Genomic DNA, 10,803 nt, shown 5'->3' with positions numbered 1-10,803 from the left:
ATTGAACATGACACATTCCTTTAGTTATAAGGGTAGTCCTTATGACAACGCTTGTATCGAATCATTTCACGCTATTTCAATATATCGAAGGTTGGTACAACCGCAAAAGAATCCACGGCAGCATTGGTTATAAAACACCACAAGAAGTGGAAGATTTATATACTTATGCCGTATGAAAATTTTGAACATACATTCACTGTACGGCTTTACATGGAGAGGCGGGCATGATAGCCTTTTTTGGCAAGCCAGCAATGTTTTATGATGACTGGTTCCATGGCTTGGAAATCTTGCCCTCAGTGGCTCCATATCAAGCCCCAGCAGTATGATATAAATATTTTGAAAGAACAATCTAAAAATTTAACTTTTTTGTGTCCAAAATATTGACGCAGTTCCACATTCAAGCTAAGTGTTACTCAGGTAACATCTCAAACAGAGCCGTTCAAGAAATTAGCGCAGGCGTTAAACACTATAACCTTGACAGAGCAATCGTGGTCACAAACAGTTACTTTACGAATTCAGCTATTAAACTCGCAAACTCAAACGATGTTGTACTATGGGATCGCAATATTTTAAAAGATAAAATCAATGAATTCTTTTAGTTACGAACGAAGGTTTTTGGACAGACTTCGATTCCCCCTCTATAATTTCAATAAGAAATGACAAAGAACACTCAAAGGGGGGAGACCTATTGACTCGGAATCTAAATTCTGTACTTCGTTCCACGTCCAAACTTAATGGAACAATTGGGAAAATACGTAAGTTGTTAGAAATTCTGATTTTTATAGTTTTCCTACTTATTTTTGTCATTTTTCTAAGTATCGTATTACCGCAAAAGATTAATAGTCTCCTCTTATGTACCGGTATTTTTCTTGTTTTTTCGTTTGCTTACAGTTTCATTTACTTTTTCGTTCAGTTACTATTTCGTAATTATTACGACATTAGACCGCTAACAGACAAGGAATGGAACGAGCTTTCAGAGAATAACGCGATTCATTACACGTCGCTATCTCCTGAAAAAACTGAAAAGAACGAATATACATTAAAAGCAAATCCTGACAAACAAACAACGAAATATTTAACTAATGAATTCCGTGGTCGTAAATTTGTTTGGTTTCATTTATCAGATTCCAAGTTTTCCGAAGAGCCAACAATGCGTTCTTTTCATAATGCTCATTATTTAGAGGGGAATCCTAGACCTTATAAGTACGTGCTGCCTATACACTCTTTGCCAAGAGACAAAACGTACATCATAAAATCAGCAGGTTACATTCTGGTTGAAGGCGATGTCACCTCAAATTCTTTTAAACTATTAACGAATTTCAAATGGTATAACGATAAAATCTATTTTCGCTACATTTTTCGTGGCATTCACACAAGCCTTTCAACATGGGACTTACTTTTCGGTAGCCAAATCATCGATTTGAAAAGAAAACTTTTTAACAAACAAAAGTAACTGCCTAGAAGTAGGGGGGAGACATCTCGTGTGGTATTGGATATTTTACAAAGAAAAAACAAAACAGTTTCTCATCTTAAAAGACGAACAGGTGACTGGTAAAGTGAGATGGCAGTTACACCATGATGGATACCAAGTTTTATGGGACTCAGCCCGATCCTATAAAAGCGCTACAAAGGAAGCAAAAGAATATTACAAACTGAAACCATTAAGATTACAAACAAAACCGATTACTCTTCGCGAGGCAGCGGATTTCGTAAATCAGCATCACCGACATCACATTTCCCCTCAAGGACACAAGTTTTCCATCGCTTTATATGATGGTGATTTGATTGTCGGTGTTATTATTGCTGGTAGACCTGTTTCTCGCCACCAAGATGATAAATTCACACTAGAAGTTACGCGATGCTGTGTGAAAGAAGCCTATAAAAATGGTGTAAGTAAGTTGTATGCAGCGGCTTGTGCTGTTGCTAAAGCGATGGGATACAAACGAGTCATTACGTATACATTAGCCGAAGAAACAGGAACTTCCTTAAAAGCATCAGGCTTTAAGTTGAAACACATTACTCAAGGGGGATCATGGAACAGCAAATCGCGGCCACGCGTTGATAAACACCCCATCCAGCGAAAACAATTATGGTTACGACAATTTAGTTAAGAACCAAACTTTAATCATATATACGACAATAGAAAGGATGATCGAGATGAAACCAGAAGTAAAAGGATTAACTTCATTAGATGCAGCTGTGTTAATGGAAAAAATGATTATTTTGAACGGTATGCTCGTTCACGGTACAGAAGAAGAGAAACAACGAGCCACCGAGGAATGGAACAAACTAGAACCCATTATTTCACGTCATTTAAACTGTGACGCGTTCGAAATGGCGAAGCGAGAATTAATGCTAGAAGATGACCGCTTAACACCTAGTAGTTTTCAGAATCTTTTTTAATAACTCCAACTGAATGAGAACTTCATGATTAAAACTTCGGTCTATTGTGAAAACTAAAAACAACATAGAAGTTCACACATTCAATGAGGAGTTGATTTATATGGACGTTCTACCTTTTGAACCGAAATACCATTTTGTTAAAATACCGATACAGATACTTATAAAACCCCAACACCTAGAACCTTTAATTTCTGTTTTTGCAAACGCCCTACATGGTGAATTTATGAATTTAGACAACGAGGATATAGAAGATATAGATGGAATAGACGAATTAGTAAAACCTGACATCACATTTGTTCTTAATTCCTTTCTTGAAGATTTATATGACTTATTATTACTACACTGGGAATCCGAAAAAGTACCAATCTTATCAATTCATGTACTAGAAATTGATTATTTTATATCTGCTATTGAACAGCAAAAAGATGATGTTGCGGGTAATGACAAACGTATATTGACTGAGTATATCGAAATGCTATTACCTTTCCGTAAAACTTATGAGTCTGAAATTAGGAATTATTCCAATTTGCCGCTGGACACTCAAAAACATATACTAGAAACTCTTTATCGTCGTCCCTATGGAGCCATTGTAACTAATAAAATCTCTTAGCACCGTTCAACTCAACAAAGAATGGAGGCAAACAGTGACGTCTTTTAATCATTACTTCGATAAAAATAATCAATCGTTACATCTTCTTTATCTTAAAGAAGAACCAAAAAAGTTATCTACGGTTGTTAATAAAATCAAAAAGCAATTAGGTTTTTCCCCTTCAACGCTAAGTTACTTTTATGGTAGCGGTCGAGCTTACCTTGTTGCTCAGGATTTTCACACCGTTTGCAAGAAGGATGACGAAAACCTTTATCCACCTTATAAAAATCAAATGTATATTGCCCCATCTTACCGACTTTAAACAAAAATAAACATTGAAGGTTCATCAAGGTTCGATTATTATAAAGGATAACGAACCTTTTATTTTATTTTTTTGTCTCACCCAAGCGGGAGAGAACGAACTAACCAAAAGCACTTTTACGAGTGAATCCAAACAGTTTTTGTGCTGTTTATTCATTTGTAAAAGTGCTTTTTTTGCACTTATAAATGACAAAGGAGGGGAAATGTATGGATTGGATTTTACAAATGTACAACCAGTTTGGATTGGTATTCCTTGTGGTTGGTATTTTACTAATCTGGTTCGTTATCCGCAAAGTAAAGTCTTTCATCTTCGGAATTCTAAGTATTGTCTTTACAGTGATTGGACTTATCCGAGCATGGGGCATGTTAAAAGGGTTCTTTTAAAACTTTTTTAAGGAGAATTGGCAAAACTTGATTGGAGGGATTTGACTTGATTCATGTACTGTACGGACTTGAACCATACTTAATTGATTTGAAAAAGTCAGAAATTGTCAAAGATGAAACATCAGTTTCAACGTATGACATGAGAGAAACCCCTGTTCAAAACGCGATTGAAGATGCTCAAATGGGATCATTATTTAGTGACAAAAAAACGATTGTCTTAAAAGACTGCTTCTTTTTAACCGGGGAAAACACATCAAAACCAAAACATGATGTAGAAAAAGTCATTCAATACTTAAACAATCCATCACCAGATACAACCATGATCTTTATTTCGCAAAGTGAAAAATTAGATCGACGGAAGAAAGTCGTAAAAGAAATGCTTAAAACGGCTGAATCCTATGAAGCTAAACCGCTTCGCTATGTAAACGGGTGGATTGAAGAAAAGTTTGAATCACATGGGAAAGAAGTGACAGCTGAGGCAATCAATTTCATGGCACAACAGTTAGGAAACGATCTATATCTATTAGACAAAGAAATCGAAAAGGTTTGCTTGAACCTAACAGACGAACCAACGATCGATAAGGAAATGATTGAACCGCTGCTCGCAAGAACGTTAGAAAATGACGTGTTTAAACTAATTGACCGAGTGGCTAGAAAAAACAAAAGTGCTCTTACATTATTAGAGGACTTATTCAGGCTTGGAGAAGATCCTATCAAAATCTTGCTACTACTTGCAAGACAGTACCGCATTATGTTTCAAGTCAAACAGTTACTAGACAAAGGTGAGCAAAAATCTAGTTTAGCGAAACAACTAGGTCTACACCCTTATGCTGTAACCGTAGCGACAGAACAAGCGGAGAACTTCTCTAAAGAAACGTTGTTCAATCTTTTGCTTGAGTGTTCTGATCTGGACTCACAAATGAAAACAGGCAAAATGGACAAACATATTTTATTAGAAGCAGCCATTATAAAATGGCTCTAAACAAGAATGAAGTGCTATGATAGAACCAATATATCGTAGCACTTCTTTTGTTATGGGGGAGATATACATGTTCTTAACAAAAAGGAGTTTCCATCAACCAATCGGGAGTAAACGAAAAGAAATCATAGAATCCGACATAGCAGATACAACATCATCTAAAGAATTCGTAAAGAATGATGAACAAGATGCCCCGTTTTTTCGAGAACTTGAGAAACTGTAACCGTCAAATAAAATGGTACAGTTTTCGCTAATTAATTTGTTACACTTTCTTGCTCAAAAATAGATTTTCTATGCTTCATTCTATAACTATCACCGTTTAAGTGAATAATCTCTACACGATGCAATATTCGGTCTAAAATAGCCGTTGTAATTGCAGGATCACCTAATAGCTCCCCCCATTCTTTTGGTGCCTTATTTGATGTAAGAATAATACTTGCAGTATTATATAGGTCATTAATTAAATGAAATAATAAGTTTGCCTCGCTTTGATTCATCGCCATAAACATTAAATCATCGATAATGACGAGATCCGCATTTCTGATACGCTTCATTTTCGTTTGTGATTTACGGGTGACTTCTTCCGTTTTTAATGTTTGGACTAACGCTCCCATTGTTGTGAATATTACTTTATATCCTTGATAAATGGCCTTCATTCCTAAGCCGATGGCCAGGTGCGTTTTCCCCACACCTGGAGGTCCTAATAAAATTAAATTATATAATTGCTCGATCCATATAAGTTCTTTGAGCTTATTAAATTGCTTTTGACTTAATGAGTTTTGCTCTCCAAGATTAAACTTCTCTAACGTTTTATGATACGGAAAGGTTGCCCATTTTAAGTGTCGCTCAATCTTTTTTTCTTCACGTCTTTTTTGTTCGTATTCCATCACGTTCATTAAAAAGGTTGCGTGTGTATCATCATTTGTTTCAGCGTTTTCTAACAGGGCCGGTAGAAATGCTGCTGTTTCTCCAAACCGAAGGTTTCTTAGTATATCTTGTAATCTCTTCATCTGACTCATCTTACATCACCTTCCATTACGGCAAGGTATTCCTGAACATCTCGCTTTTGGATGTTTGTTTGTAAAGCTGATTCACTCCACGGATGAATCGGTTTAATTTCATCATTTTCTGCTACATTACTGTAACTATTACTTTGTCGTTGTCGGTTCAGATACTGAACGATATCGATAAACTCTGTTGCACTATAGAAACCCCTTTTTATACACTCCTCTAAAGCTAAATCAATTTGTTTTTGTTCTTCGTTCTTCATTGCGTTTACAATCATTTGTAATTGATCGCGAGTATAACGTGGTAGTCGTTCTCTAATTGCTTGTAAATAGTTCATTGCTTTATCATGGTCACTAAAGTACGACGCTACCGTTTCAATATACGTGTCAATTCCTTTAGTGCGATCGCGTAAATGATTTGTATCTTGGACGAGCTGTCCTTTTCCAGATTCTATTTTATGTTGTGCGATTATTTTTCCATTTTCTGTCTCTTTAATAATTAATTCATTATCTGCTTCTTCGACATATACTTGTTTTACCTTGTTGTACGTTCCAAGTGGCACACTATATCGGTTCGATTGATACCAAATAGTATTGTCCTTTCGTACACTTCTTGTTATACTGGAATCATGGTTTATATCGCAATCTAAATAGTTTGCGATGGGGGAAGAGACTGGACGTAAGTGTTGCTTTTCAAGGGCGAACACTTCGACTGGTCTCTTTTTTGTTGTGTGATGATGCTTATAGTTCCCCGTACGTTTCAGCCATTTCCACGCTGATTCATTCCATACGTCCAATCCATGATAAACTCGGTGCTTTGCGAAATTTTTCTTTACATATTTAATGACACTTTCTATTTTCCCCTTACTTTCTGGATCTGCTTTTCTACACATGCGAATGATAAGATTTCTTTCTTCTCTATAAGCTTGAAACTCTTTTGTTAAAATAAGATCTCCACCATTTTCACTAACGAGAATGAGCGAATCTTGATCATAGACAAGTTCATCCGCTATTCCACCATAGTAACGAAAAGCATTTTCATGAGCTTGTATCACATCTCTCGTTGTAAACGGTCGATCTAACCATTCCATGTACTTATAACGTGAATGAGACAAAACAAATGAAATACAATATAGCTTGACTGTTTTATTGTCTGGTGTATGTTGTTTTGTTTCGCCAAAATCCACTTGAATTTGTGCTCCTAAAGGAGTTTCAGGTACAGCTTCATAGTCTCTTGTTACCGTCTCTTTTGGTATATCATATTCTTCACGCAATTCTCTTACATACAACCTGACGGTACTTTCGGCCACTTCAAGATGTTCGTATTTTTCTTGTAACCAATCCAATACTTGTGCAGCTGTCATATCTGGATTTTTACGTAACCATCCTAAAATTTCATTTTTATAAACATCTAACTTTCTTCTTCGTCTTTTTGTTGTCTTTATCCATTTCGACATTGTTTCTGGATTCCGTTTTAAATAGCGGTATACAGTTGTTCTTGAAATACCAAGTTTCTTTGCCACTTTTGTTTTACTAAATCCTTGTTTCAGTAACTGATGAATTTCCATGTACATTTCCCACTTATCCACCTTTTCTACCTCCACCACTGCCAAATATATTAATATCATACCAGTGATGGATTATTTCTTTCTAAATAAAGTGTTCATTTTTATTTAGCGGAAACTGTCCACTTTAGTTTATCAGTTACAGAAACAGGGAATATTTTTAAACCCTGAACAAGTTGAAGCGGTTCGTTCTATCCACGGACCTCATTTAATCCTTGCTGGTGCGGGTTCCGGCAAAACGCGGGTTTTAGCTTCCAGGACAGCGTACATCTTAACCTATGATCAAGATGTCAGACCTAACGAAATCTTGTTATTAACCTTCACGCGTGCGGCTGCAAAGGAAATGCTACAACGGATCGATCAAATTTCTTCGATTGGAACAGGTATAGCAAATCAGATCGTATCAGGTACATTCCATTCTGTATTTCTTCGCATGTTAAGAAAACATGGATATACCGAAAAAATACTCGCAAGCGAAAAACAAAAAGAATACATCATGAAAAACATTTTACGAAAACATAGACTAGATGAGGCTTATGAGCCTGAAACGGTTTTAAGTTTAATATCAACCTTTAAATCATCCATGTTGCGTCCAGACGATTTACCAACCGAGAATCACATTCAAAAGGACATTCAATCCATCTACCGTGAATACGAATCGATAAACGTTCAAGAACATTACATGGATTTTGATGATATTTTACTCGAAGCCTATGATCTCTTAAAGAATGATGAAGATTTTAGGTACAGTATCCAATCGCAATTTCGGTATCTTTGCATAGACGAATACCAAGACTGCAACAAAATTCAACATGAGCTTATCTCACTTATGACTAATCCTGAACATGACAACGTGTTTTTTGTCGGGGATGAAGATCAACTCATTTACGGATTTCGTAATTCTTCACCAGAGTATATTTTAAACCTCGAACAGACATACAGCGGACTTAAAAAGATAATCTTGTCTATTAACTACCGCTCCACAAGCTACATTGTCGGATTAGGGAATGAGATCATTAAGTACAACACTGAGCGTATCGGAAAAACGTGTAAAGCAACATTTAAAAATGACCATCCACCTATCTATATTCGTCCTGAAGATACGGAACAAGAAGCGTTATGGACCGTCAATCAAATTTTGTCTCAAGTGAATGAAGGTGAAAAGGAATTTCGGGATTTTGGTGTGTTGTACCGCACGAATAGCCTCTCTCGCTCAATTAGAGATGAATTGGTACGGAGGAACATTCCCTTTATCGTACTAGGGAATGACCAACTCTTTTACGAACAGTCACTTATTAAACCCGTTCTTGCTCATTTACGTTTGGCCGTAAATCCAAATGACATAGAATCCGTAGGAGATATTGCCCCGACGTTATACATTAGCAAGAAAATTGCGTCCTCACACGCTGCTTATTACGCAACGCTTGAGGAAGATAAACCTGCATTATCGTTTTTGCTTACACTTCCAACGAAAGAATTTCAAAAACAAAAAGTTTATGAGCGATTAACATTAATACAGACGTTAAAAGAGATGACTCCCGTAAGAGCCATTCAATATATCAGAAATTCATTTTACAACCAATACTTAGACATGGATGAAACCAAAAATCTAACACTTCACAAAGAGTTTTTACTGGAAATGTTAGATGAACTAGAGAGTTCAGCAAAACGCTTTTCAACAGTAGCGGAATACATTGCGTTTATCGATCTCGTCATTGAAGCCCATAAAAAAATGGAAGAGCTGAAAAAACAAGAAAATCCCAACGCTGTTAGACTCATGACCATTCATATGTCAAAAGGTTTAGAGTTTGATATCGTTCACATTTTAGGGTTTTCGGACGGCATTCTTCCACACGCTTCAGCGACAAACGCAGAAAATCAAAACGATCGAGAGAAAGAGCAACAAGACAACAAGCAAGCATTAGAAGAAGAACGTAGACTTGCATATGTTGCAGTTACACGGGCAAAAGAGAGACTCGTTATTTCTTCTCCAAAACTATATCGGGGTAAAGAATCTCCAGTAAGTCCGTTCTTGCTCGAAGCGTATCAGTAAGATACAATAAAACTATGAAAAGAGGAGCACTCTATCTACTTAGATAGGGTGCTCTTTGTCTTTTTCAGCTTCATTACATTATATATACAGGGAGGAACCATATGGGTACTACTCTATTCATCGCAGAAAAGCGTGATATGGCTATTAGTATTGCTAAAGCACTTAGTCCTTCCAACGACATGAAAAAGGGCTTTATTGTCGGAAAAAATAATATGATCTTCACATGGGCAATCGGACATCTTTTGGAACTTGACCCTTCAGAAAAACCTTCAGAAAAATGGTCATTGGAAACACTACCAATCATTCCAAAAATGTTCAATTTAAAACCCATTCCAAATAAATCAAGTCAGCTTCAAATCATTAAAAAATTAGCAACGGATGCAAATGTCATCATTAATGCGTGCGACGCAGGACGCGAAGGTGAACTCATCTTTTATTACATCGCCAAATATCTAAACTTAACAAAGCGGCCAATCAAACGATTGTGGACTTCATCCCTGCAACCATCAGGTATTCAAACCACCTATAAGAAACTTAAAGACTGGAATGAATTTGAAGGTTTAAGAGTTGCAGCCATTACCCGCAGCCGATCCGATTGGATTATCGGTATTAACGCAACACGAGCATTTACAGCAAAATCAGGAACACTACTTAAAATTGGGAGAGTTGTAACCCCTACACTTGCACTTATCTATAAACGACATATGGAAAGAGAGACATTTAAAAAAGAACCTTATTTTCCGATAACAGCAACATTCAAACAAGGAAACGCAACGTATATTGGAAAATGGCAGGGAGATATGATCAAAGAACGTCAACTATCGGAGAAAATAAAATCTGAAATTCTAAATCAAAACGGAGAAATTATAGAGATGGAGGAGAAAAACGAATACGAACCTGTCCCGCTTCTTTTCAATCTCACAGACTTAACCAATCTAGCAAATCAACGATTTGGATTTAAAGCGAAGCAAACATTAAAACTTGCTCAAAGTTTATATGAAACACATAAATGCATTACATATCCGAGAACTTCTAACCGATATATTACGGAGAATGAAGTTCCTCTTATGTTAAAAAGTCATCAAGCATTGAAAGGCCAATTTACACAATACGTAAAAAATGGGATGAACCCATCCCTTGTACATACGCGTAACAAACGAATTTGCAATCCTGCGAAAGTAGACGACCATCATGCACTTTTACCTGAACCAGTAATCCCTAGTAATCTATCAACAGATGAAGAAAAAATCTATCATTTAATTCTTGAACGCTTTTTCATGCAGTTTTATTCTGCTGCCCAATATCAATCACTAACTATTCATACGAACTGTGCCGGGCATCTCTTTCTCTCAAAGTACAAGAATCTCATAGAGGAAGGCTGGCGCACAATCAGCGAGAAAGAAGATAAACATGATAGCAACGAATTAAAGTGGACCCCATCGTCAAGACAACTTTTTTATAAATTTAAGGTGCATTGAGTTTTGCTCCTTCCTATCTTGCCA

13 protein-coding genes and 1 pseudogene are annotated in these 10,803 nt (G+C 36.5%); 12 read left to right on the top strand and 2 right to left on the bottom strand.

Annotated elements, in window-relative coordinates; translation table 11 throughout:
• From ABU914_RS14720 to ABU914_RS14675, 10 genes and pseudogenes are all read left to right on the top strand, one after another.
• Positions 1 to 176, top strand: a pseudogene (locus ABU914_RS14720) (IS3 family transposase); the annotation flags it as partial.
• A 192-nt stretch (positions 177 to 368) separates the two neighbouring features.
• Positions 369 to 599 (top strand): restriction endonuclease, encoded by a 231-nt coding sequence (locus ABU914_RS14715; RefSeq protein ID WP_379670461.1) that lies wholly within the window; start codon positions 369 to 371, stop codon positions 597 to 599.
• An 89-nt stretch (positions 600 to 688) separates the two neighbouring features.
• A complete protein-coding gene (locus ABU914_RS14710; protein WP_379670460.1) occupies positions 689 to 1,453 on the top strand; it encodes a hypothetical protein in 765 nt (254 codons plus the stop codon).
• A gap of 28 nt (positions 1,454 to 1,481) precedes the next feature.
• On the top strand, positions 1,482 to 2,111 hold the full coding sequence (locus ABU914_RS14705) for an XF1762 family protein (RefSeq protein WP_379670459.1): 630 nt from the start codon (positions 1,482 to 1,484) through the stop codon (positions 2,109 to 2,111).
• 46 nt (positions 2,112 to 2,157) lie between these two features.
• Positions 2,158 to 2,403, top strand: coding sequence for a hypothetical protein (locus tag ABU914_RS14700; RefSeq protein ID WP_379670458.1), 246 nt, complete (start codon positions 2,158 to 2,160; stop codon positions 2,401 to 2,403).
• A 100-nt stretch (positions 2,404 to 2,503) separates the two neighbouring features.
• On the top strand, positions 2,504 to 3,013 hold the full coding sequence (locus tag ABU914_RS14695) for a hypothetical protein (protein WP_379670457.1): 510 nt from the start codon (positions 2,504 to 2,506) through the stop codon (positions 3,011 to 3,013).
• Positions 3,014 to 3,047: 34 nt separating this feature from the next.
• On the top strand, positions 3,048 to 3,314 hold the full coding sequence (locus tag ABU914_RS14690; RefSeq protein ID WP_379670456.1) for a hypothetical protein: 267 nt from the start codon (positions 3,048 to 3,050) through the stop codon (positions 3,312 to 3,314).
• A gap of 206 nt (positions 3,315 to 3,520) precedes the next feature.
• Entirely contained in the window at positions 3,521 to 3,697 is a 177-nt protein-coding gene (locus ABU914_RS14685) for a hypothetical protein (protein WP_379670455.1), read from the top strand.
• Positions 3,698 to 3,743: 46 nt separating this feature from the next.
• Positions 3,744 to 4,679: a DNA polymerase III subunit delta gene (holA, locus tag ABU914_RS14680; RefSeq protein ID WP_379670454.1), complete on the top strand. Its 936-nt coding sequence runs from the start codon at positions 3,744 to 3,746 to the stop codon at positions 4,677 to 4,679.
• A 67-nt stretch (positions 4,680 to 4,746) separates the two neighbouring features.
• Positions 4,747 to 4,899, top strand: coding sequence for a hypothetical protein (locus ABU914_RS14675; protein ID WP_379670453.1), 153 nt, complete (start codon positions 4,747 to 4,749; stop codon positions 4,897 to 4,899).
• A 31-nt stretch (positions 4,900 to 4,930) separates the two neighbouring features.
• Here the strand turns inward: ABU914_RS14675 and istB are convergent, their stop codons facing one another.
• On the bottom strand, positions 4,931 to 5,695 hold the full coding sequence (gene istB / locus ABU914_RS14670; RefSeq protein WP_379670452.1) for an IS21-like element helper ATPase IstB: 765 nt from the start codon (positions 5,693 to 5,695) through the stop codon (positions 4,931 to 4,933).
• Positions 5,692 to 7,272 carry an IS21 family transposase gene (istA, locus tag ABU914_RS14665; RefSeq protein ID WP_379670451.1) on the bottom strand — a complete coding sequence of 527 codons (1,581 nt, stop codon included), beginning with the start codon at positions 7,270 to 7,272 and terminating at the stop codon, positions 5,692 to 5,694. Before istA ends, istB begins: the two co-directional genes overlap by 4 nt.
• A 94-nt stretch (positions 7,273 to 7,366) precedes the next feature.
• Here istA and ABU914_RS14660 point away from each other — a divergent pair, with 94 nt between their 5' ends.
• On the top strand, positions 7,367 to 9,301 hold the full coding sequence (locus tag ABU914_RS14660) for an ATP-dependent helicase (RefSeq protein ID WP_379670462.1): 1,935 nt from the start codon (positions 7,367 to 7,369) through the stop codon (positions 9,299 to 9,301).
• Positions 9,302 to 9,402: 101 nt separating this feature from the next.
• Positions 9,403 to 10,779, top strand: a complete 1,377-nt coding sequence (locus ABU914_RS14655; protein ID WP_379670450.1) for a DNA topoisomerase — start codon at positions 9,403 to 9,405, stop codon at positions 10,777 to 10,779.
• Positions 10,780 to 10,803: the final 24 nt, after the last annotated feature.

Source organism: Pueribacillus sp. YX66 (genome assembly GCF_041725775.1).
Lineage (GTDB): Bacteria > Bacillota > Bacilli > Bacillales > UBA6769 > Pueribacillus.
Note: the sequence above shows the minus strand (reverse complement) of the source record. Positions and strands in the feature narration are given on the sequence as shown.

Excerpts from the sequence above, each read along its gene's own strand:
- ABU914_RS14700 (WP_379670458.1), top strand. The coding sequence starts at position 2,158 with ATGAAACCAGAAGTAAAAGGATTAACTTCATTAGATGCAGCTGTGTTA.
- ABU914_RS14695 (WP_379670457.1), top strand. The coding sequence starts at position 2,504 with ATGGACGTTCTACCTTTTGAACCGAAATACCATTTTGTTAAAATACCG.
- ABU914_RS14685 (WP_379670455.1), top strand. The coding sequence starts at position 3,521 with ATGGATTGGATTTTACAAATGTACAACCAGTTTGGATTGGTATTCCTT.
- ABU914_RS14675 (WP_379670453.1), top strand. The coding sequence starts at position 4,747 with ATGTTCTTAACAAAAAGGAGTTTCCATCAACCAATCGGGAGTAAACGA.
- istB (WP_379670452.1), bottom strand. The coding sequence starts at position 5,695 with ATGAGTCAGATGAAGAGATTACAAGATATACTAAGAAACCTTCGGTTT.
- ABU914_RS14655 (WP_379670450.1), top strand. The coding sequence starts at position 9,403 with ATGGGTACTACTCTATTCATCGCAGAAAAGCGTGATATGGCTATTAGT.